Source organism: Geovibrio sp. ADMFC3 (assembly GCF_054687035.1).
In genome coordinates this window covers 1,479,423-1,499,345 of record NZ_BAAFZG010000002.1, presented here as the reverse complement: position 1 = coordinate 1,499,345, position 19,923 = coordinate 1,479,423, and the positions used below count along the sequence as shown (strand labels likewise).

General features: G+C 45.5%; 23 protein-coding genes. 7 read left to right on the top strand and 16 right to left on the bottom strand.

Features of this window, described 5'->3' with window-relative positions:
- Positions 1 to 125 precede the first annotated feature (125 nt).
- Together ACYRYY_RS07515 and ACYRYY_RS07510 are read right to left on the bottom strand one after the other, a co-directional pair.
- Positions 126 to 1,808 (bottom strand): methyl-accepting chemotaxis protein, encoded by a 1,683-nt coding sequence (locus tag ACYRYY_RS07515; RefSeq protein WP_460214992.1) that lies wholly within the window; start codon positions 1,806 to 1,808, stop codon positions 126 to 128.
- 273 nt (positions 1,809 to 2,081) lie between these two features.
- Complete coding sequence (locus tag ACYRYY_RS07510) at positions 2,082 to 3,068, bottom strand: NAD(P)H-dependent glycerol-3-phosphate dehydrogenase (RefSeq protein ID WP_460214991.1); 987 nt, start codon at positions 3,066 to 3,068, stop codon at positions 2,082 to 2,084.
- Between the two features lie 98 nt (positions 3,069 to 3,166).
- On the opposite strand from ACYRYY_RS07510, the gene ACYRYY_RS07505 reads away from it, so the two are divergent.
- Positions 3,167 to 3,448, top strand: coding sequence for a late competence development ComFB family protein (locus ACYRYY_RS07505; protein WP_460214990.1), 282 nt, complete (start codon positions 3,167 to 3,169; stop codon positions 3,446 to 3,448).
- A 2-nt stretch (positions 3,449 to 3,450) separates the two neighbouring features.
- Positions 3,451 to 3,903: a hypothetical protein gene (locus tag ACYRYY_RS07500; RefSeq protein WP_460214989.1), complete on the top strand. Its 453-nt coding sequence runs from the start codon at positions 3,451 to 3,453 to the stop codon at positions 3,901 to 3,903.
- Here the strand turns inward: ACYRYY_RS07500 and ACYRYY_RS07495 are convergent.
- From ACYRYY_RS07495 to ACYRYY_RS07485, 3 genes are all read right to left on the bottom strand, one after another.
- Positions 3,900 to 4,247, bottom strand: a complete 348-nt coding sequence (locus ACYRYY_RS07495; RefSeq protein WP_460214988.1) for an ArsR/SmtB family transcription factor — start codon at positions 4,245 to 4,247, stop codon at positions 3,900 to 3,902. The two genes, ACYRYY_RS07500 and ACYRYY_RS07495, sit on opposite strands and share 4 nt — an antisense overlap.
- A 185-nt stretch (positions 4,248 to 4,432) precedes the next feature.
- Positions 4,433 to 5,887: a glycogen synthase GlgA gene (gene glgA / locus ACYRYY_RS07490; RefSeq protein ID WP_460214987.1), complete on the bottom strand. Its 1,455-nt coding sequence runs from the start codon at positions 5,885 to 5,887 to the stop codon at positions 4,433 to 4,435.
- A gap of 4 nt (positions 5,888 to 5,891) precedes the next feature.
- Positions 5,892 to 6,776: a P-loop NTPase gene (locus ACYRYY_RS07485; protein WP_460214986.1), complete on the bottom strand. Its 885-nt coding sequence runs from the start codon at positions 6,774 to 6,776 to the stop codon at positions 5,892 to 5,894.
- 382 nt (positions 6,777 to 7,158) lie between these two features.
- Between ACYRYY_RS07485 and ACYRYY_RS07480 the strand changes: the two genes are divergently transcribed.
- Positions 7,159 to 7,527, top strand: coding sequence for a response regulator transcription factor (locus ACYRYY_RS07480; protein ID WP_460214985.1), 369 nt, complete (start codon positions 7,159 to 7,161; stop codon positions 7,525 to 7,527).
- Here ACYRYY_RS07480 and thiS read toward each other — a convergent pair.
- From thiS to ACYRYY_RS07465, 3 genes are read right to left on the bottom strand one after another with little or no spacing between them, the layout of a single operon-like run.
- The gene (gene thiS, locus ACYRYY_RS07475) at positions 7,524 to 7,727 is read right to left on the bottom strand and encodes a sulfur carrier protein ThiS (RefSeq protein ID WP_460214984.1); all 204 of its coding nucleotides are present in this window, start codon (positions 7,725 to 7,727) and stop codon (positions 7,524 to 7,526) included. The genes ACYRYY_RS07480 and thiS overlap by 4 nt on opposite strands.
- A complete protein-coding gene (thiF, locus tag ACYRYY_RS07470) occupies positions 7,724 to 8,536 on the bottom strand; it encodes a sulfur carrier protein ThiS adenylyltransferase ThiF (RefSeq protein ID WP_460214983.1) in 813 nt (270 codons plus the stop codon). Before thiF ends, thiS begins: the two co-directional genes overlap by 4 nt.
- Positions 8,533 to 10,242, bottom strand: a complete 1,710-nt coding sequence (locus tag ACYRYY_RS07465; protein WP_460214982.1) for a ComEC/Rec2 family competence protein — start codon at positions 10,240 to 10,242, stop codon at positions 8,533 to 8,535. The genes thiF and ACYRYY_RS07465 overlap by 4 nt, the downstream gene beginning before the upstream one ends.
- Positions 10,243 to 10,312: 70 nt before the next feature.
- On the opposite strand from ACYRYY_RS07465, the gene ACYRYY_RS07460 reads away from it, so the two are divergent.
- Both ACYRYY_RS07460 and thiD read left to right on the top strand, forming a co-directional pair.
- On the top strand, positions 10,313 to 13,861 hold the full coding sequence (locus ACYRYY_RS07460) for a DNA polymerase III subunit alpha (RefSeq protein WP_460214981.1): 3,549 nt from the start codon (positions 10,313 to 10,315) through the stop codon (positions 13,859 to 13,861).
- The gene (gene thiD, locus ACYRYY_RS07455) at positions 13,858 to 14,637 is read left to right on the top strand and encodes a bifunctional hydroxymethylpyrimidine kinase/phosphomethylpyrimidine kinase (protein ID WP_460214980.1); all 780 of its coding nucleotides are present in this window, start codon (positions 13,858 to 13,860) and stop codon (positions 14,635 to 14,637) included. The genes ACYRYY_RS07460 and thiD overlap by 4 nt, the downstream gene beginning before the upstream one ends.
- Before the next feature lie 65 nt (positions 14,638 to 14,702).
- Here thiD and ACYRYY_RS07450 read toward each other — a convergent pair whose 3' ends face one another.
- From ACYRYY_RS07450 to rpmH, 8 genes are all read right to left on the bottom strand, one after another.
- Complete coding sequence (locus ACYRYY_RS07450; protein ID WP_460214979.1) at positions 14,703 to 14,930, bottom strand: hypothetical protein; 228 nt, start codon at positions 14,928 to 14,930, stop codon at positions 14,703 to 14,705.
- A 107-nt stretch (positions 14,931 to 15,037) separates the two neighbouring features.
- Positions 15,038 to 15,685, bottom strand: coding sequence for a fructose-6-phosphate aldolase (fsa, locus tag ACYRYY_RS07445; RefSeq protein WP_460214978.1), 648 nt, complete (start codon positions 15,683 to 15,685; stop codon positions 15,038 to 15,040).
- Complete coding sequence (locus ACYRYY_RS07440; RefSeq protein WP_460214977.1) at positions 15,682 to 15,930, bottom strand: YHS domain-containing protein; 249 nt, start codon at positions 15,928 to 15,930, stop codon at positions 15,682 to 15,684. Before ACYRYY_RS07440 ends, fsa begins: the two co-directional genes overlap by 4 nt.
- Positions 15,920 to 16,582: an RNA-binding cell elongation regulator Jag/EloR gene (jag, locus tag ACYRYY_RS07435; RefSeq protein WP_460214976.1), complete on the bottom strand. Its 663-nt coding sequence runs from the start codon at positions 16,580 to 16,582 to the stop codon at positions 15,920 to 15,922. The genes ACYRYY_RS07440 and jag overlap by 11 nt, the downstream gene beginning before the upstream one ends.
- An 8-nt stretch (positions 16,583 to 16,590) precedes the next feature.
- Positions 16,591 to 18,120, bottom strand: a complete 1,530-nt coding sequence (yidC, locus tag ACYRYY_RS07430) for a membrane protein insertase YidC (protein ID WP_460214975.1) — start codon at positions 18,118 to 18,120, stop codon at positions 16,591 to 16,593.
- 25 nt (positions 18,121 to 18,145) lie between these two features.
- Positions 18,146 to 18,388, bottom strand: a complete 243-nt coding sequence (gene yidD, locus ACYRYY_RS07425; protein ID WP_460214974.1) for a membrane protein insertion efficiency factor YidD — start codon at positions 18,386 to 18,388, stop codon at positions 18,146 to 18,148.
- Complete coding sequence (gene rnpA / locus ACYRYY_RS07420; RefSeq protein WP_460214973.1) at positions 18,327 to 18,692, bottom strand: ribonuclease P protein component; 366 nt, start codon at positions 18,690 to 18,692, stop codon at positions 18,327 to 18,329. Before rnpA ends, yidD begins: the two co-directional genes overlap by 62 nt.
- 18 nt (positions 18,693 to 18,710) lie before the next feature.
- Positions 18,711 to 18,845, bottom strand: coding sequence for a 50S ribosomal protein L34 (gene rpmH / locus ACYRYY_RS07415; RefSeq protein WP_460216467.1), 135 nt, complete (start codon positions 18,843 to 18,845; stop codon positions 18,711 to 18,713).
- 358 nt (positions 18,846 to 19,203) lie between these two features.
- Between rpmH and rplU the strand changes: the two genes are divergently transcribed.
- Both rplU and rpmA read left to right on the top strand, forming a co-directional pair.
- Complete coding sequence (rplU, locus tag ACYRYY_RS07410; RefSeq protein ID WP_460214972.1) at positions 19,204 to 19,515, top strand: 50S ribosomal protein L21; 312 nt, start codon at positions 19,204 to 19,206, stop codon at positions 19,513 to 19,515.
- An 11-nt stretch (positions 19,516 to 19,526) separates the two neighbouring features.
- The gene (gene rpmA, locus ACYRYY_RS07405) at positions 19,527 to 19,793 is read left to right on the top strand and encodes a 50S ribosomal protein L27 (RefSeq protein WP_460214971.1); all 267 of its coding nucleotides are present in this window, start codon (positions 19,527 to 19,529) and stop codon (positions 19,791 to 19,793) included.
- Positions 19,794 to 19,923: the final 130 nt, after the last annotated feature.

Here is a 19,923-nt window from a genome sequence, read left to right as displayed (position 1 = left end):
TAATAAGTAATTAATTTTAATATTATTTTTATGATTATTCCACAGAAGAAGAAAAAACAGCAGAAAAAAATGATGAAGAGTGAATAAAGGGAATAAGGGGGCAGGTGCCCCCTTAAGCTGTATTGTTAAACTTTGAATTTATTTACAAGAGTTTTAAGCTCGTCTGCCTGAACCTGCAGGTTTGATATGGTTGCTGAAACTTCCTGAAGAGCAGCGGAGCTTTGTTCGACTCCGGATGCTATCATCTGGGCGTTTCCGTTTATGTTCAGAATTGCTTTTGACTGCTCCTCCACAGCGGACTGAATAACGCCGTTTACTGTGCTTAGAGTGTCCACTGAACCGACAATACGCTCAAATGTGTTTTTGGTGTCATCAATTATCTGCACACCGTTTTCCACTCTTCCTCTGGCGTTGACCATCTCATGCGAAGCAGCTTTTGCCTCATTCTGAAGAGTTCCGATGATTCTTGAGATTTCTCCGGTTGATGTCTGGGTTCTCTCAGCGAGTTTCCTCACTTCGTCAGCTACGACAGCAAAACCCCGTCCGTGTTCACCTGCCCTTGCAGCTTCAATTGCTGCGTTGAGCGCCAGCAGGTTTGTTTGATCCGCTATGTCAGTGATAACGTTTATTATTTCTCCTATGGTAGATGAAGATTCCATGAGGTTCTCTACTGTTTTGCCCAGGGTTTCCACATTGCCTCTGATGAGCATCATCTCTTTCACTGCCTGCTGAAGTTTATTGTTTCCTTCAATTGTGAGACTGTGGGTTTCATCAATGTTGTTTCGTCCTTCGCCAACCGAGTTTGTTACCTCTCCGGCGGAGACGCTCATTTCCTCTGTTGCTGTGGCGACACCGGAAACCTGCGAGGACTGGTCGTTCATTGTTGTTGAAAGCTCTTCAACCGATGCGGCAAGCTCTGTGCTGCTGGATGCCACGGTATCAGCATTCATTTTGACAATGTTGATTATGTCACGGAGTTTGGCGAGGAAAGTATTAAAATATCCGGCAAGCTGACCGGCTTCATCTGTGGAGTTTATGGGGAGCTGTACGGTGAGGTCTCCCTCTCCTTCCGCTATTTCTTTCAGGGAGAGAGATACGGAAGCCACGCTTGATGAGATTTTTTTCGATATGAAATACGCCACAATGGCAACCGCAAGAAGACAGACAACGGAAAGTGACATGAAGAATATTACAATGCTGTTGATTTCATGTTTTATGCTTGCGTCTATTCTTGCTGTTTCTTCTTCTATATCATCTATGTAGAAACCTGTACCTATGACCCATCCCCATTTCGGTATTTGTACAGAGTATGAGAGCTTGTCGGCTTCGGCGTTTTTGGATGCCTTAAACCATGAATAAACTATGAAACCGTCCCCTGATACGGCGGCATTAATCACTTCCCTTGTCACGTAGAATCCGGCGGCATTTTTTACATCCCACTGGCTTGTGCCTTCAAGATCTCTGTTTGAGGGCTGAACGATACATGTTCCTTTTTTATCATAAACAAAGAAGTATCCATCCTGTCCGTATGTTTGCCTAAGGAGGATCTCTTTTGCTTGCTCTTTTGCATTCTCTTCAGTGAACTCAGGGTTGTCCACCATGAATTTTATAGAGTTTACAGCAATGTCAATGTAGTTTTCCAGTTCGGTTTTTTTCATAGTCATCATGTTGTTCTCAACCATTTCAACATGAGAGCTGCCCATGCTGCTGATGTTACGGACAGCTATTACTGTCAGAACAAAGGAAAGAAAAACAGACGGAATCAGCGCAGAGAGGAGAATTTTTGTTCCGATCTTAAGTTGAATCATTGTCGCACCACCTTTTCAGATATTTAATTAATCACTCGTATAAGGAAGCTTATCCCTGCTTAAATGAGTGTACAAGAAATGTTGAGTGAACAAAGTTTAATAGTTGTTTATCTCAATAACCAATAAAAGATAATGATATTGAATACAATATGAGTGATTAAGAGTGATGGATAAAAATTGGATATGATAGCTTTTGTTAATATCTATCATGGCAGTAAGATATAAAGACACGACAATGCGCCTGCGGCAGAAAACCGCAGGCTTTAACAAAAATTATTCTTTTCTTAAAGGACGCTCCATGAGTGCCATTACAGAATCTTTCGGGTTCTTATTTTCGTAAATAACTTTGTATACCTGTTCGGTTATGGGCATTTCGATGCCTGCTTTTTCGGCGTAGGCGTAAGCTGCTTTGGCTGTATAAACACCTTCTGCAACCATGTTCATTTTTCCTGTGATATCTTCTATGCTGAAACCTTCGGCGAGTTTAAGTCCCACCTGCCTGTTTCTGCTCAAATCTCCGGTACAGGTCAGAACAAGGTCTCCCATGCCGGAGAGTCCCATGAAGGTTTCTGGTTTTGCTCCCATTGCTGCGCCGAGGCGTGCTATCTCCGCCAGACCTCTGGTGATAAGTCCCGCTCTGGCGTTGTAGCCGAAGCCAAGTCCGTCTGATATTCCTGCGGCGACTGCGATTACGTTTTTGATTGCTCCGCCAATCTCTACTCCTGCCACATCATCCGTGCAGTAACAGCGGAAGGAAGGGGCGGAAAGTGCATTCTGCCACCATTTTGCACGTTCAGGGTTCTTGGAGGCAACACTGACCGCTGTCGGCTTGCCGAGTGCGACCTCCTTAGCGAATGAGGGACCGGATATTATGGAATATTCCGCCTCGGCGGATTCCGAAAGCATCTCTATGACAAGCTTGCCTGTGGCTATTTCGATCCCTTTAGTGGCGATTATTATATCTTTATTTTTCAGTGCTTCCCTGTTTGCTTCGGCAACCCTTCTGGAAAACTGCGTAGGCACAGCCCAGACTATGTGTTTCTCTGTCATTGTGCTGATATCAGAGAAGCTTTTTGCGCTCACATTTGCAGAGAGCTTGATTCCCTGGAGAAATAGCGGGTTCTCGTTTTTTTCATTTACGCCTTTTATTACTTCGTCTTCGAATGCGTAGAGGGTTACTTTGTAACCTGATGAACCGAGGAGACTTGCGAGGGCTGTTCCCCAGCTTCCTGCGCCTATTACGGCTATTTTATCTTGCATGGGCAGACTCCGGATGTTATCTTTTAACAGTATCAGTGCAGAATTATACAACGTATAAAATCCGCCCTGAAACGGGGTAGGGAATAGTAAGGCGATTTATGGCTAAAATCAACTATTATGACGTTGACGCCCTGCGCAACGTGAATGAAAAACGTGTATGGGACATGCTCCCTTTTTTCCTTGAAAGAAATCCCGGTATCTGTGCCTGCGGAAGCTGTGCGCTGGACATAGTGGCTGTTACACTGAATAATATTCAGCCATGCTATCAGGTTTATGAAGATGGAGTGGACAGAGCCCGTGAAAAAGTGAGTGAAGAGGAAATCTACCGCCAGATGACAAATGCGGCTAAACTTGTAAGTTCTAATCCCCGTCACGATTGAGAATGAAAAAGCCGGCGTTTTTCCTGCTTGTTTTTCTTTGTTCATTATCCGTTTCGGCGGATTTCAGGGTTCTTATGGATTTGCTGCCGGAAATAAGCGGCTACTCTTCTTCTCCTGCTGAGGGCAGTTCTCTGCCTCTTCCACGGGGTGATGTTGATACTGCATCAAGAGAATACTCTTCGGAGCATGCTTCTCTCAGGCTTTCAATCTATTCCGGTGCAGACGTGCATGTGCTTGAAGAACATGGGATTAAAGCAGGAAATGTTACCAGAACAGAAAAATATGATAACTATACCGCCATGTTTACAGGCAGCGGTTATAATAAAGGTTATATAACCCTGACTGCGGGCGGATCGCCACTGACAGTTGTTTTAGAGTATAAGGGCATCGAACCTGAAAAAGCGGCAGATACCCTCCGCAGCATAAACCCCGAAAGGTTTTTTAAAGCCCGCTAAACACTCTGGTACTTGGTGCAGACAGATTCGGGAAGGGTGGAAAGCTTGATTCTGTCTCCGCTCAGAATAACGTCGTCAGCCAGTTTCCTTTCAAAAATGTCCATTACTTCCGTTACAAATTCATTGTCTTCATTGATACTGTAAATGACCCAGCGTCCATCCTTTTTGTCCTTTATGATTCCGGACGTTTTAAGGATTTTCAGATGCGACGACACAGTTGAGAGAGCGATGTCCAGAACCGAATCAATTTCGCACACACACATAGGCCTTTCTCTGAGCATCATTGCAATACGCACTCTGTTTTCGTCTCCGAGTGCTTTGAAGACCTCAATCTCGTTTCTCACGATAAGCCTCCGCAGAATATAAAAGCTGTGTATATGAATAATAGAATATTGTTAACGGTAATAATCATTCCTGCCGCATGAAAAGTCAACAATTTTCGGAAACTATTAACAAAATTAACTATTCAAAATACAGATAAAAAAATAATAAACTATCTTCCGCAAAGATAGTTGTAAGCTAGCTGATATTATACAGCTGTGATACTTTTGTAAAGCTCAATGTATCTTGCTGCTGATTTTTCCCAGCCGAAGTTTTCCTTCATGGCTGAAAGGCGCATTTGTTTAATATGTGCGGGTCTGTCATAATAAGTGCTGACAGCCCAGCCGATAGTATTGTAAAGGGCTTCTCCGTCAATTAAATTAAACTTGAAGCCTGTTCCGCCGCCTGTTTGTTCGTTGTAGTTCTTAACAGTGTCGTCAAGTCCGCCTGTGGCACGTACAACAGGAAGGGTACCGTAAGCGAGGCTGTACATCTGGTTCAGTCCGCAGGGCTCATAAAGCGAAGGCATAACGAAAAAATCAGCGCCTGCTTCAAGAAGATGAGCCGCTTCTTCGCTGTAGCCTATATATGAACCCGCTCTTGAAGGGTATTTAGCCGGAAGTTCCCCGAAATATCGCTCGTATTCTGTTTCCCCGCTGCCTATTATTATAAATTGGCAAACCATAGTATCCAGAGCTTTCTCGACTGCATAACGCATGAGATTCAGCCCTTTTTGCTCCGCAAACCTGCCCACAAAACCAAAAAGAGCGACATTTTCATCGGGTGTGAGCATGAAACGTTTCTGAAGGGCAAGTTTATTGTCTTTCTTCAGGTGAATTGTCTCTGCGGTGAAGTTCCGGGGAATGTATCTGTCAACAGCAGGGTTCCATTCTTCTGTATCTATGCCGTTGAGGATGCCTTCAAGATCGTACTTTCGGTATGAGAGAAGCTTATGCAGTCCTCCGCCGCCTGTTTCCCCCTGAATCTCCTGCGCATAAGACGGGCTGACAGTGGTTATTTTGTCTGCATAGGCTATTCCGCCTTTGAGGAAATTGACTCCGCCGAATGATTCAAAACTTTCCGCATGAAAATCAGCAATGTCAATTCTGGCGTATTCCAGTACATCAGCTCCGAATATTCCCTGATATCCTATGTTGTGTATTGTGATTACAGTTTTGCTTCCGTTGAAGAAAAAATCTTCCTCTTTGCGTATGTAGTAAGGGATCAGCCCTGTCTGCCAGTCGTTGCAGTGGATGATATCCGGCTTGAACTTAAGATCCTTGGCTGTCTGCATGGCTGCACGGCAGAAAAAGGCGAAGCGGTATGCGTTGTCTGCGTATTCTCCTGCCTTGGTGTGATATATTCCGGAACGGTCAAAGTATTTTGAGAATTCTATGAAATAGGTGTCAACACCGCTGAGGGAGGCCTTATAAACGCTGTACCATTCCTCGCAGTTGCCCATATGCACGCAGGCGGACTGAAATACCTGCGTGAGGTTGAATTTTTCACGGTTTACAGAGGAGTACAGGGGCATGACGCTTATCACGTCCGCCCCTGCGGATTTTAATGCCTTGGGAAGGGAGGAGCCGACATCCGCCAGTCCGCCTGTTTTTGCGTAGGGAGCAATTTCGCTCGATACAAAAAGCACCTTCGGCATATTCATGGGATTACCCCTCTTTTTTTATGGTCTGCTCAAGAATCTTTATTGTAGCTTCTTTCATGGCTTTTGCCACGGCAGAGCCGGGATGTCCTATAACATGAGGCGTGCCGGAGTCTCCGTCCTGAACAACCTGAGGCTCAAGGGGTATTTTCCCGAGGAAAGTTACGCCAAGCTCCTCTGCTGCTTTTTCGCCGCCGCCTGTTTTGAAGAGATCAATTGTCTCTCCGCAGTGGGGACAGCACAAGCCGCTCATATTTTCAATTATACCAAAAATCGGCACATTAAGCTTTCTGCTGAATGTTACGGATTTACGTGAGTCAAGAAGTGCCACATCCTGAGGAGTGGTAACAATCACGCTGCCGTCAACATTACCGATTACATGCGCCACTGAAAGAGGCTCATCACCTGTTCCGGGGGGAAGGTCAATTATGAGGAAATCGATCTCGCCCCATGAAACATCGCTGATGAACTGCTGTATCATGCTGTGTTTTATGGCAGCACGCCAGATTATTGCATCGTCGTCATTTTCAATGAGAAATCCCACAGACATAACCTTAAGCCCGTCAATGGGTTCAAAGGGAACTATGCCGTCTTCACTGCTCATGGCGCCTTTTTTTGTGATACCCAGCATCTTGGGGATGTTGGGTCCGTGTATGTCCGCATCAAGTATGCCTACGGTGTAGCCCATGGCGTTCAGCATGGATGCAAGGCTGACGCTGACGGTGGATTTACCCACTCCGCCTTTGCCGCTCATGACCATGATTTTGTATTTGATGCCTGAGAGTCTCTTCTGAATTAACTCGTCCGTGTGCTTCTGCTTTTCGTCGGTACTGCATGCGCCGGCGGAACTGCAGCTGCTGCAGCTCGAATCGTCCTGTGAGCAACCGCCCATCTTATATACCTCCGCAATGTTGAATATGACTGCGAATATATAGAGAAAAGATTTATAATGCCAGAACAAATTTTAACCGCAGACGCTCTATGAGCTTGATTTGTGTGAGCATTTGTGCAAAACTATGCGTTTTGCCTCTTTGGGCGGGCTTTTTGGACTGATTAAAAAAATGCGTCTTGTAATTCCTGTAAAATTATATGTTACAATTAACCTAGGCAGTAATATACATATAAATAATTAGTGTATCTTTGAAAAAAACTTGACATTTTTTATATAAAACAGCATTTAATATTACTTGAACAGCGTAAGTTACTTAAATCTTTTATAAAAAAGTTAGCAGCCTGCTAATTTTGCGGTGGCGGTTACCTTAAGGTGAGTGAAATTGGAAGCTGACTCTCTGACAGTGCTTTATGTAGAAGATGATTTTTATGTACGGGAATCTCTTCTGCGTCTTCTCCGCAGGCGTTTTTCAAAGGTGATTGAAGCGTGCGACGGTAGGGAAGGTCTTGAGATGCACAGACTGCACAATCCGGATTTTGTCATTACTGACATACAGATGCCCGTCATGGACGGGCTCGAAATGTGCGAGTGCATAATGAAGGAAAAACCGGATGCCAAGGTCATTGTAACCACTGCCTTCAATGACCGTGAGCTGATCTCAAAAGCGGAGTGCCTCGGTGTGAAAGCCTACATAAGCAAGCCTGTGATGAAAGAAGCTCTGATGAGTGCAATAAAGACTATTTTTTCCTAACCGCCGCCTACAAAGTTTATCAGTTCAACCTTGTCTCCGTTGTTTACCAGCGTATCAGCGTATTTATCCCTTGTGAGAACATTTCCGTTTACTTCAGCAACCACTCTTTCCGGATTAAGCTTGTAAAGGGAGATAATCTCCGCAAGGGTTGAGTCTTTTTTTACTTCCGCCTCTTTTCCGTTTATCACAGCTTTTATCATTTCTTTACCTCCTGCAAATCCCCCAGAATATATCTGACAGCGAGATTCGCCTGCATATTTGCAGCCACAGCAACACGGGGAGCCATAAGCCCTTGACCCGGTTTTGCTTCATTGACAAAATCACCTACTATGGCCATTCTGCCTGCAAAGCGGACACTTATAACTGATGTGTCAGCATATCCGGCGAGTCCGCTTGCGCCTATTATGAAGCTTTCCCTGCACTTTGCTGCACATTCGCGTATTATCATAGCTTTTGTTTCGGCTTTGTCTATTGCTTCTATTATCACATCGTAATCTTTAAAAATATCTGCGGTGTTTTCTTCTGTAAGAAAAATGTCTTTATAGGTGTATGAAGCATATGGATTGATGCGCTCAAGGCTTACTCTTAGGGCGTCTGTTTTCTTCATGCCTATCTGGTCCACAAAATACTGCTGACGATTGATGTTTGAAGGCTCCACAACATCGTAGTCCACAAGGAGCATATCTCCCGCACCCATTCTGGCGAGGCTCACAGCAATGTTTGACCCGAGACCGCCCAGACCTGCCACGGCGATTCTCGCTTTTTTCATTTTGTCATGAACACCGGGGGTGTGGCGTGACACAAGAAGGCTTTCCAGTTCGTCAGCGGGGGGGATTTCACCTTTTTTGATGAGGGATATTTTGTCACCGTTTTTAAGGTGTATGTCAGTTCCGATGAGATGCCCGTTCAGGATAACAACATCTGCATCCGCCTTGAAAAAGCTCCTCACTTCAAAGGCTGTTGCGCCTTTTTCCACTGTTCTTTCCTTTTCATTGACAAATATATTCATTTTTCCCTTATCCACTCCGGTTTATAGTACAGCGGTGCAGAGTCATAAAGCTCCGTAATATTTTCCGCCTCGAATTTGTTTTTATATACAAAATAGAATTTATCTGTGTTGATGTTTGATTTTGTTATGGTGTTCGATCTTGTCATATAAATCAAGGGTTTTAAACATTCCGGATTATTCACACATATGCGGGAGAAACTGCCAGACGGCTCTAAGTTTCTGAAAATAATGTTTTCATTGCCGTAGACCTCAATCTCAGCGTAATCGAAATCAGTTACCCCGAAACGGGCGGCGAAGGGGATGAATGAGTACAGGTAGTTTGATCTCATTCCGGAATAAAATGCTTCGATTCTGTCCCCTTCTTTGTAGATGAAGGCTCTGTATCTTCCCAGTTCAGGGAAATATAGACCGTCTTCCATTTTAACAGGGATAAATACAGCGAGAAATACCGCCGCAGAGAGAAGAACATGTTTAGTGCGGGACACAACTGCCAGAAACAGTGTGAGAAAAATAAACAGGTGCAGACCTATATGCTTCAGAACAAAAAAGACGCCAGTAGCCGATGCCATGAGGTCTGATGTGTATATATTCAGTTTTTCCAGCATCACGAGCGGTTCAAGGCTTACCGAAGGGAAAAGAATATACATAAAACCTGCAATAAGCTGAAGATACACCACCGGTACCATGACTATTGTGCTGAAAATGCTTGCAGGGTTGAATGTACCGAAAATGTACATGGAAAGAGGCATGGTGAAAGCCGTTGCTACTATGCCGACTTTGATTGTTCCCTCCAGCCAGCCTATACCCCTGAACTGCAATGATGTTATGCCGTAAACCGCAGTGAATGAGAGAAGAAATGATATGTTGCCCAGAAGTGAAGGAGCAATAAGAATGAAAAATCCCCAGAGAAAAAGTACAAGCTTGCGCAGATCCGTCCGGCAGTCCAGCATCCATGCTGTCATAGCGGTTATTGCTGTGACTGCAGCCCTCATCACCGTGACTTTGAATCCCGCCAGAGGAACAAACGCAGCCAGAGCAAAGCAGGCTGCAAGCATACGCACTTTCCACGGCAGAAAAAACAGCAGACTGAAGCATATAAGTGTGATAACGCCCACATGGGTTCCCGACACCGCAAGAAGATGGCTTAAGCCTGTCAGCAGATATACATCCTGCACTCTTCCGTCAAGGTAGGATTTATCGCCAAGGAGGAGTGCCTGAACTATTCTGAGCCTGCCTGCTGAGTGCTGGTACATTCTGTCGGAGAGGTTTTGTCTTTTTTCCAGAATCCACGAAACAAAAGGAATTTCTGTGCGGAAATATACTTTATCCAGAACCAGATAGCCCGGTGCAAGCCTGCCTGTGCGCCCTCTGTAGGGGACTTTGGTGTAACTGCCTATTACAGCCTCTCCTGCTTTGAAGGCGTATGTGTTATCGGCAAGAACTGTCCCTCTGGTTGTTTCATATGTGGTTCGTTCGCTGCCGGGGTTTTTCTCTGCTGTTACAAGGGCAGTGAAATGAATGAACAGTGTAAGGGAAATGATAAGCAGACTCATAACGGCAAGCATACGCCGTGAAAGAAAAAATGCTAAAACCGCTAATGCGGCGGCAATTTGGGCGTAAATATAACCTGCTGTCAGAACAGCGGAAATAACTGACATAAAAAAGAAGGCTTCAATCTTGTGCCTGCGGACTATATGTAGTAGCATAGGTGATTATCACTGAATTATTGCAAGCAAAGCAAGAAAGTTTTCAAACCATCAGGACGGTATCATCAAAATGGCAAACGAATTTGTTCACCTTCATTTACATACACAGTATTCACTTCTGGACGGAGCGATAAAAATCGCCGATCTTATGGATAAGCTCAAGGATCATGGCAGTAAGTCCGCCGCCATAACCGACCACGGAACAATGTACGGCATTGTGGATTTCTACAAGAAAGCTAAAGCTGCGGATCTCAAACCGATTCTGGGGTGCGAGGTTTATGTCGCCCCGGATGACAGGTTTAACAAAAACTATGAAAAAGGCGAGGACAAAAACCACCACTTTATCCTGCTGGCAAAGGACGATAAAGGACTTGCCAACCTGCGTATTCTCGCCTCTAAGGCACAGCTTGAGGGCTTTCACTACAAACCAAGGATAGATAAGGAACTGCTGGCACAGTATTCCGAAGGGCTTATCGGTCTTTCTGCCTGCCTCGCCGGCGAGATCCCCAGAGCAATAATGCGCAACGATCTGCCCCATGCGGTCCGCACGGCTGATCTTTACAGGGAGATTCTCGGAAAAGAAAACTTTTTCCTTGAGATACAGGATAACGGACTTGCGGAACAGGTGCAGGTAAACAGGCAGCTTATGAAGATGTCCAAGGATATGGGCATTCCCCTTGTTGCTACGAATGACTGCCATTACCTTGAAAAAGGCGATCACCTCTCCCACGAGGTGCTTATGTGCATCCAGACCCAGTCCGTACTAAGCTCACCGAACAGGATGGAAATTCACACGGATCAGCTCTGGGTCAAGTCGCCGGAGGAAATGTGGGCTTCATTCAGGGATGTGCCGGAGGCTCTTACCAATACCCTTGAGATAGCAGAGAGATGCAACACCTCCATAGAGTTCGGAAATCTTCACCTGCCGGAGTATGATGTACCGGAAGGTTTCACAATCGATTCATACCTTGAACATCTTTCCCGTGAGGGGCTGAAAAGAAAACTTGCCCATATTCCGGAGGATATGCACAAGGAATATTACGACAGGCTTCTGATGGAGCTTAAAATTATCGTTATGAAGGGCTTTGCCGGCTACTTTCTCATAGTCTGGGACTTCATCAACTACGCTCATACACAGAAAATTCCCGTGGGACCTGGAAGGGGATCCGGTGCGGGTTCACTTGTGGCTTACTGCCTCGGTATTACAGATATCGACCCCATCCGCTTTAATCTGCTCTTTGAGCGTTTCCTTAACCCGGAAAGGGAGTCCATGCCTGACTTTGATATAGACTTCTGCGTAAACGGAAGGGAAGAGGTCATAAAGTACGTCCGCCGCAGATACGGTGACGACAGAGTTGCGCAGATTGTAACCTTCGGTCAGCTTCTGGGCAGAGGTTCAGTGCGTGATGTGGGTAGGGTGCTTGAAGTACCCCTTAAAGATGTTGATAAACTTGCCAAGACCATACCGGAATCACCGGGGATGACTATAAACAAGGCACTTAAGACAGACAGTGACCTTGAAGCTGCATTCGCCGAAGTGGAAAAAGGCACGGAGATCCTACGCCACGCCCGGAAGCTTGAGGGACTTTTAAGGAACTCAGGCATGCACGCCGCCGGAATTGTTATAGGCGATAAACCTCTTGATGTATATGTTCCCCTCTGCAAAGGGCAGAACGATGAGGTTGTCACCCAGTTTGAGAAAGATACGCTGGAGCAGGTAGGGCTTGTCAAGTTCGACTTCCTCGGGCTGAAAAACCTTACGATCATTGACACTGCGGTGAAAAATATCAAGGCTGTTCATGGTTTTGAGCTTGATATGCAGAAGCTTGATCTGGAAGATCAGAAAACCTATGACATGCTCTCCGCAGGGGATACCACAGGTGTTTTCCAGCTTGAAAGTGAGGGCATGAAGAACCTTCTTAAAAAACTCCGCCCTGAATGTATTGAGGATGTTATAGCCCTTGTGGCTCTTTACCGTCCGGGTCCCATAGGCAGCGGGATGCTTGACTCGTTTGTTAAGAGGAAGCACGGCGAGGAGGTTATAGACTATCCCCTTCAGGAACTTGTGCCCATATTGAGTGAGACATACGGCATTATCGTTTATCAGGAACAGGTAATGCAGATCGCTCAGATAGTTGGCGGCTACTCCCTTGGTAATGCGGATATTCTCCGCCGTGCAATGGGTAAGAAGAAAGCCTCTCTGATGGAGGAACATAAAAACATCTTCATCAACGGCGATGAGAAAATGGGCGTTGAAGGTGCTATACATAAGGGTTTCAGCAAAGAAAAGGCAGAAGAGCTTTTCAACCTTATGGAAAAGTTTGCCGATTACGGATTTAACAAGAGCCACTCCGCAGCTTATGCAATTGTCGCTTACCAGACTGCGTGGCTCAAGGCAAATTACCCTGTGGAGTATATGGCTGCTCTGCTCTCCTGCGAGCTTGACAAGGGTGAAAAGGTAGTAACTTTCAAGGAAGAGACGGAGAAGATGGGAATCCTTGTTCTCCCGCCTGATATAAACGAAAGTGAGAAAGACTTCAGCATAAAAAACGGCAACATCCGTTTCGGAATGGGCGCCATAAAAAACGTGGGGTTCGGTGCTATAGATTCTATAGTTCAGCACAGGCTGGAGAGCCCTTATACATCAATTTACGACCTCTGCGAGCGCATTGATCTCCGCCTTGCCAATAAAAAAGTTCTGGAATCCCTCATAAAAGCAGGTGCTATGGACTGCTTCGGCAAAAACCGCAGACAGCACCTTCAGGTTCTGGAACAGGCTCTAGAACAGGGGCAGCGAAAACAGAAAATGAAGGAACAGGGCATAATGTCCATAGAAGACTTCCTTAACGGTGACGATGATGAAGACGGCGGAAACGACGAATATTATCCGGATGTTGAAGAGATACCGGAAAACGAACTTCTTGTTTTTGAGAAAGAGGTTCTGGGCTTCTATGTTACCAACCATCCCCTTGCACGTTACAGCTCCGTGCTTGACACTTTCACTGTTTCATCAAAAGAGCTGGCGGAAAAAGATGATGACACCTTTGCAATAGCCGGCGGTATGGTTAAAACCGTTAAGCACCATATTACCAAAGCCAAACAGGAAAAAATGGCGTTTATTACTCTTGAGGATATGCAAGGCGAAGTGGATGTTCTGGTATTCCCAAAGATGTATCAGGAGAATATCCGCTATCTGGAAGAGGATAGAATCATTGTAATAAAAGGCAGGGTCAGCCGCAAGGACGACCGTGTTAGTTTCAAAGCGGAGGAGATATTCGATGCTGATGAGACAGTGGAAAAGCTCACCGAAACAGTTGTGATAAAGCTGAACGCCGTTGCCTTCTCTGAGGAGAGGATGCAGAAACTCCGTCAGCTTCTTGCCGCTCATCAGGGTGAGGCCGCTGTTATGTTTGAAGTGGAGATGCCGTCCAGATTCAAAGTAAAAATGACAGTGGGAGCTGATTATAAGGTGAAACCCAGCTTCACTCTGTTTAAGGAGATTGAGGACATCTTCGGGGAAAAACGCTTCGATGTAAAAGTTAAAACCGAGGAGCTTCAGGACAACGGAAACGGGCGTAATAACTGGCGCAAAAAACAGTACGCTGGAGGAGCGGCATGAAAAAAGCGCTCACCATAGCAGGAAGCGATTCAGGCGGCGGAGCAGGAATTCAGGCGGATATTAAATCCTTCAGTGCCAACGGTGTTTTCGGCATGAGCGCAATCACCGCCATTACGGCGCAGAATACCTTCGGTGTTACGGATGTTTTTGACCTGCCCATAAGCATAATAAATGCCCAGATAGATGCGATTTTTGCCGATATGGGAGCGGATGCGGTTAAAACAGGGATGCTTTCATCTCCTGAAATAGTTATGACCGTTGCTGATGCCATGAAGAAATACCGTGTGAAAAAGCTTGTGGTCGATCCCGTTATGGTGGCAAAGGGCGGAAGCCCGCTGTTAAGGGAAGAGGCTGTTCAGACTGTTAAAAAACACCTGATTCCGCTTGCCTTTGTTATTACTCCCAACATCCCGGAGGCTGAAGTGCTTCTGGGGCATAAGATAGACTGCTTTGAAGAGGCGGCTAAGGAGCTTTTTGCTCTGGGCAGCTCGAATGTTATACTGAAAGGCGGGCACGGAACAGGTGAACAAAGCAGAGATCTCCTGTACGACGGAAAGGAGTTTATTTATCTGGACGCACCGAGAGTAATCACTCGGAATACCCACGGCACAGGCTGCACATTCGCCTCAGCGGTAGCAGCGTGGCTCGCCAAAGGCTATGAGATAACCGAGGCATCCTTCGAGGCGAAACGATACATCACCGAAGCCATACTCCATGCCGACTCTATGCAGATCGGCGGCGGGCATGGTCCGGTTAATCACTTCTTTCATTATTGAAGAGGCAAGGCTGCCTAATATTCTCAAGGCAGCCGGAAGCATCTTCAGGGCTCATTAGTCGTCTGTCAGTTTTTCTTCATGCTCACTGACATTTCCAGAAAATCACCGGCAGAGAGAAACATCTCATTAGTTGCTGTCTGCACCTGTGTTTCCTGATCGATCTCCTCGGCGAGCTCATCGGACATTCTGTTACGTTCCGCTATGTACTCGCCAAATGAGCCAAAATCCGTTTTGGCAGTCATTTTGAGGGCTTCGGTGAGATAAAACTCAAAGCCCGTACCTGTAACTTTCATAATGCACATCCTTGTGCCCTACTAATCGTCAGGTTACGGGAAACTTTAGATATTACTGAAAACTGCGATAAAAAAAGCCGCCCTTGAAAGGCGGCTTGGGTTGATTGCTACTGCTGTGTTTTTTTCCAGTCGGAAAGGAACTTTTCGATGCCGATGTCAGTCAGCGGATGTTTAAACATCTGCATAAGCACGCCGTAGGGAATTGTGGCTATGTCGATTCCCATGAGGGCGCAGTCAAGAACGTGAGTAGTTGTTCTTATGCTTGCTGCGATTATTTCCGTGTCATAATCATATGCGGAAACAATATCCTGACACTGCTGAACAACTTCAAGCCCGTCATGCCCTATATCGTCAAGCCTGCCGGCGAAGGGGCTTATGTAGGCTGCGCCTGCTTTTGCGGCAAGGAGAGCCTGATTGGGGGAGAAAACCAGCGTGACGTTTACGTTTATACCGTCTGCTGCGAGTATGCTTGTAGCCTTTACACCGTCTCTGGTGAAGGGGATTTTAACCACAACATGATTATTGAGCTTGGCAAGTTCCCTGCCTTCCTTAACCATGTTTTCCCAGTCAAGAGCGATAACTTCCGCACTTACGGGACCGTTAACGATTCCGCATATTTCTTTTATAACTTCTTTAAAATCGCAGCCCTGCTCCTTTGCAATGAGCGAGGGGTTTGTGGTAACACCGTCAATTATGCCGATGTCAACTGCGTCTTTAATCTCTTTTATATTTGCCGTATCAAGGAAAATTTTCATTCTTCACCCTTCTTGTCAGCGATAAATTTGTCCATATTCGTCTTAGTGGCGAAGTAGTACATCTTATCGTAGTATTTCACCTTGAACTGAGTGTCCTTATCTATGTAGAGTCCGCTCACCGGATCCTGCACAAGTTCCACTGCCTGTTCTTCGGTCTTGCCTTTAACCTCTTTTTTAGCCCTTCCTGTGAAGAGCTTGTAAGTTGCGAATAAAATGAGTGCAAGCACTAAGTATTTAATTATCATTCTGCCTTGGGGGTCTCCTGCGTACCCTGTTCTCAGGTATTATGAGAATTTCTTTTACGTTTCCTTCGCCTTTGCTTTTTGTGGTAATGCCCGCAACTTCTTTCAGGCTCAGATGAATTTCTTTTCTTATCATGGTCACCATAGGAGGAAGTTTAACGGTTTTACCAGTCTTCACAGCATTTTTGGCGAGCCTTACCGCTTTTTCCTTGAACTGCTTAACGGTTCTGAGGCGGTAATCTTCCACATCGATGACAACGCTGGTGTCGCTTCTGTCATCAGATTTAAGCATTTTATCCAGTATATACTGGAAAGAGTCAAGTGTCTGCGCTGTTTTCCCTATGAGAAGGCTGGAGTCCTCTGACTTAACGTTGAGAATTATATCTCCGCCCTGTTCTTTTACTTCAATGCTGAAGTCGCTGAAACCTGCTTTTTCAAGGAGTTCGGAAAGAATAAGCTTTGCCTTTCTTTTCAGGAACTCGCCGTCATCAAATTTGACTTTTATGAGGGCAGGTTTGCTGCCTATTCCGAGGAAGCCTTTGGAGCCCTGCTCTATAACTTCGTGTTCCACGAAGTCTTTGGAGATTCCCTTTTCGGCAAGGAATTTTTCCAGAGCCTCGTCCGCAGTTCTCCCTTCTATTTCAAAATATCTCATTAATTACCTCAAGCTGCTGTTTTTTTGTTGATGAAATACTGCTGGGCAATAGAAAGTATGTTGTTTGTAAGCCAGTACAGAACCAGTCCCGACTGAAACTGAAGGAACAGGAATGTGAAAATAATAGGCATGAACATAAAAACTTTCTGCTGCATAGGGTCGCCCGACTGGGGGCTGAGCCTCTGCTGTATGAACATAGTAATGCCCATAAGCACAGGGGTGATGTAGTAGGGATCTTTGAGTGAAAGATCCGCAATGTGCAGTATAAAGGGTGAACCTTTAAGCTCTATGGAAACAAGCAGTGCCTTGTAAAGTGCGAAAAATACCGGAATCTGTATAACGATGGGAAGACAGCCGCCGAACGGGTTGACGCCCTCTTTCTTATAAAGCTCCATAACAGCCTGATTAAGTTTCTGCTTATCTTTAGCGTATTTTTCTCTCAGCTCAGTCATTTTTGGCTGGAGAAGCTGCATTCTCTTCATGGAAACCATGCTTTTCTGCGTGAGAGGGAAGGTAACAAGCTTCACTACCACAGTGAGAAGAATGATTGCCGCACCGTAGTTATGAACATATCCGTAAAAGAAGTTCATAAGGTTGAGAAGAGGGATAGCGAGGAACGAAAAATAGCCGAAGTCTATACTTTTGGTGAGCCCGAATCCGGTTTCTTTAAGGAGAGTGTACTTCTTGGGTCCGATATAGAGTTTAAATTCCTTGGTGTATTTTGACGCGGGGTTTACAACCGCTTTGTCTGTTCCCTTAATAACTGCGGAATCACCTGATTTCTGGATGATTCCTTCGGTAAATCCGCCGCCGGCTGCGGCAAAGAGAAAATAGGTAGAGGTATAGCCTATCCATTCAGGTGTTGAGTAAACCTCAGGTGCTTTGATCTTGTCTTCTTTTTCTCTTCTTACCTTTTTGCCGTCGTACATAATGGGACCCTGAAAAACGAGTCTGCTGTCGGCAACGCCGTCACCGAGACCGGGTCCTATCTGAACTGAAATAGGCAGTTCAACCGACCTGTTGCCGGTGTTTGCCACTTCTACAGAAGCGTCGATAAGGTATGAGCCTTCTTTGATTTCATACTTTTTTGTTATTACAAGGTCATTCTGCGTTGAGGTGAATACGAGGGATGTCGTATCGCCTTTTTTGATTTCCTTGGATGAAAAAGCTGCGGAAGTGCCTGTTCCGGCTGTCATATAGTCCTGTTTGCCGTCACCGAAGCCGATGTGAATCGGTTTTTCGTTGTACTGCTGGATTTCTGCTTTCAGGATATTGCCGCTGATTTCATTGAAAGTAAGCGTGAGATCCGCTGTGGAGATGGTTTTAAGCTTGTCTGCTGAAACGGGAGCCGTTTCACCGAGAACAAGAGGGGCGGATGTCTGTGTGTCAGCCGTCTCGTCTGCGGACGGAGTTGCTGCCGCTGTTTCTGTTGCTGTTGTGGCATTGTCCGCCACGGGAGCCTTCGGTGCAAAAAATGCCTGAAAGCCTATGAGTACAAGCGCGCTGAGCGCGACTGCAAGCAGGGTTTTCTTGTCCATTGTGAGAATGTCCTCCGAGTGTGTCCTATTTTACAGGATCATAACCTCCGGCTGATAGGGGGTTGCATCTTAGAATTCTCCAGACGGCAAGAAAAAAGCCTTTGAAAATACCTTTCTTTTGTATTGCTTCAATTGCATATTCGGAGCAGGTGGGGTAAAACCTGCATCTGGGTCCCAGCATGGGGGAAATAAACAGCTGATAAAACCTAATCGGTCCTATCAGCAGGTATTTCGGATGCAATTTTTTCCATAAGCCTGTGTGCTTCATTATATATCTCATCATATGAGGCTTTGCCCGCTCCGGGCATAGCTCTGAAAACGAAATCTGTTCCTGCGGGAAAAAGGGCTTTGTTTCTCCGGCAGAACTCTTTGAAGTACCGCCTCAGCCTGTTTCGGTCAACAGCTCTTTTGCTGACCTTTTTTCCCGTAATAAAGCCGAATCTGCTTTCTTCACAATCACATATGCGCCAGTAGACTGTTATGAGTCTTCCGGCACATCTTTTCCCTCTAAGAACTTTCAAGTAGTCAGACTTTTTCTTGAGCCGTTCGGAAGTTTTCAGCCGTTGGTTCATAAACCTGGGGGCCGAAGATTAAACTGCCAGACGTTTACGTCCTTTAGCGCGTCTTCTGTTGATAACGAGACGTCCGCCCTTTGTTTTCATACGAGCCCTGAAGCCGTGCTTGCGCTTTCTTTTCAGATTGCTGGGCTTTTTCATTGTCAGCATCTGTGCCATGGTTGTCCTCCAATTGCTTATATCGGTAGAGCCCGAAATTATAGTGGGGCATATGCCCTTTGTCAACTACTATTCTGCGGGCGTTTTTTCACTGTCCGCACCTTTAAATGATCTGTGCGGATGATCAAAAGTTCACCTTGAAGGTTAAGAGGTATTTTATTATCATTATTTAGTCAAGACAAAACCGTCCTTATATATATTATTAACATTTCATCATGAAGACGGCGGCTCTCCTCTTTTTCCGCTGCGTAATATTTTTTGATCTTTTCTGTTGACTGCTCTTTATATTGCGTATATGATTTCGTTCCTTTTGGATCAATTTGTAATTATGTTTTCGTGAGGTATAGATATGTTCGCGGTAATCAAGCAGGGCGGGAGACAGTACACTGTTAAGCCCGGTGACGTTATTAAGGTTGACAGGCTTGAAGCCGATGTTGACAGCGCAGTAGAGCTTACGGATGTTCTCGTAGTATCCGGCGATAAGCTCCTTGTAGGCGCACCCGTTGTGGACGGCGCAAAAGTTCAGGCTACAGTAGTTAGACATGAGAAAGGCGACAAAATTCTCGTTTTCAAACGTAAACGCAGAAAAGACTACAAAAAACGCATTGGTCACCGTACTCATTACACAACTCTTAAAATCAACGACATCAAAGTCGGTTAAGGAGGCGCATAATGGCTCATAAAAAGGCAGGCGGTTCTACCCGTAACGGCAGAGACAGTAACAGTAAGCGTCTCGGTGTTAAAAGATACGCTGGTCAGTTCGTGACCGCAGGAAGCATCATCGTTCGTCAGAGAGGCACTCAGTTCAAACCCGGCACTAACATGGGCATGGGCAGAGACTACACTCTTTTCGCTCTTGTTGACGGATATGTTGAATTTAAAGACAGAGGCAGCATGGGCAAACATGTGTCCGTAGTCGCCGCTGAAGCTTCTGCTTAACACAAAGCTTTAAAAAAAAATCAGGCTAATTTCGCAAAAGCCCGCCGCACATAATGCGCTGCGGGCTTTTTTGTTTTGCACTTTCCTTGAGAAACTCTGTCAGCAATATTAGTATTTGTATAATACGTTC

Coding starts and splice junctions, on each gene's coding strand:
- ACYRYY_RS07515 (WP_460214992.1), bottom strand. CDS start 1,808: ATGATTCAACTTAAGATCGGAACAAAAATTCTCCTCTCTGCGCTGATT.
- ACYRYY_RS07510 (WP_460214991.1), bottom strand. CDS start 3,068: ATGCAAGATAAAATAGCCGTAATAGGCGCAGGAAGCTGGGGAACAGCC.
- ACYRYY_RS07505 (WP_460214990.1), top strand. CDS start 3,167: ATGGCTAAAATCAACTATTATGACGTTGACGCCCTGCGCAACGTGAAT.
- ACYRYY_RS07500 (WP_460214989.1), top strand. CDS start 3,451: ATGAAAAAGCCGGCGTTTTTCCTGCTTGTTTTTCTTTGTTCATTATCC.
- glgA (WP_460214987.1), bottom strand. CDS start 5,887: ATGAATATGCCGAAGGTGCTTTTTGTATCGAGCGAAATTGCTCCCTAC.
- ACYRYY_RS07485 (WP_460214986.1), bottom strand. CDS start 6,776: ATGGGCGGTTGCTCACAGGACGATTCGAGCTGCAGCAGCTGCAGTTCC.
- thiS (WP_460214984.1), bottom strand. CDS start 7,727: ATGATAAAAGCTGTGATAAACGGAAAAGAGGCGGAAGTAAAAAAAGAC.
- thiF (WP_460214983.1), bottom strand. CDS start 8,536: ATGAATATATTTGTCAATGAAAAGGAAAGAACAGTGGAAAAAGGCGCA.
- ACYRYY_RS07465 (WP_460214982.1), bottom strand. CDS start 10,242: ATGCTACTACATATAGTCCGCAGGCACAAGATTGAAGCCTTCTTTTTT.
- ACYRYY_RS07460 (WP_460214981.1), top strand. CDS start 10,313: ATGGCAAACGAATTTGTTCACCTTCATTTACATACACAGTATTCACTT.
- thiD (WP_460214980.1), top strand. CDS start 13,858: ATGAAAAAAGCGCTCACCATAGCAGGAAGCGATTCAGGCGGCGGAGCA.
- ACYRYY_RS07450 (WP_460214979.1), bottom strand. CDS start 14,930: ATGAAAGTTACAGGTACGGGCTTTGAGTTTTATCTCACCGAAGCCCTC.
- fsa (WP_460214978.1), bottom strand. CDS start 15,685: ATGAAAATTTTCCTTGATACGGCAAATATAAAAGAGATTAAAGACGCA.
- ACYRYY_RS07440 (WP_460214977.1), bottom strand. CDS start 15,930: ATGATAATTAAATACTTAGTGCTTGCACTCATTTTATTCGCAACTTAC.
- jag (WP_460214976.1), bottom strand. CDS start 16,582: ATGAGATATTTTGAAATAGAAGGGAGAACTGCGGACGAGGCTCTGGAA.
- yidC (WP_460214975.1), bottom strand. CDS start 18,120: ATGGACAAGAAAACCCTGCTTGCAGTCGCGCTCAGCGCGCTTGTACTC.
- yidD (WP_460214974.1), bottom strand. CDS start 18,388: ATGAAGCACACAGGCTTATGGAAAAAATTGCATCCGAAATACCTGCTG.
- rnpA (WP_460214973.1), bottom strand. CDS start 18,692: ATGAACCAACGGCTGAAAACTTCCGAACGGCTCAAGAAAAAGTCTGAC.
- rpmH (WP_460216467.1), bottom strand. CDS start 18,845: ATGCTGACAATGAAAAAGCCCAGCAATCTGAAAAGAAAGCGCAAGCAC.
- rplU (WP_460214972.1), top strand. CDS start 19,204: ATGTTCGCGGTAATCAAGCAGGGCGGGAGACAGTACACTGTTAAGCCC.
- rpmA (WP_460214971.1), top strand. CDS start 19,527: ATGGCTCATAAAAAGGCAGGCGGTTCTACCCGTAACGGCAGAGACAGT.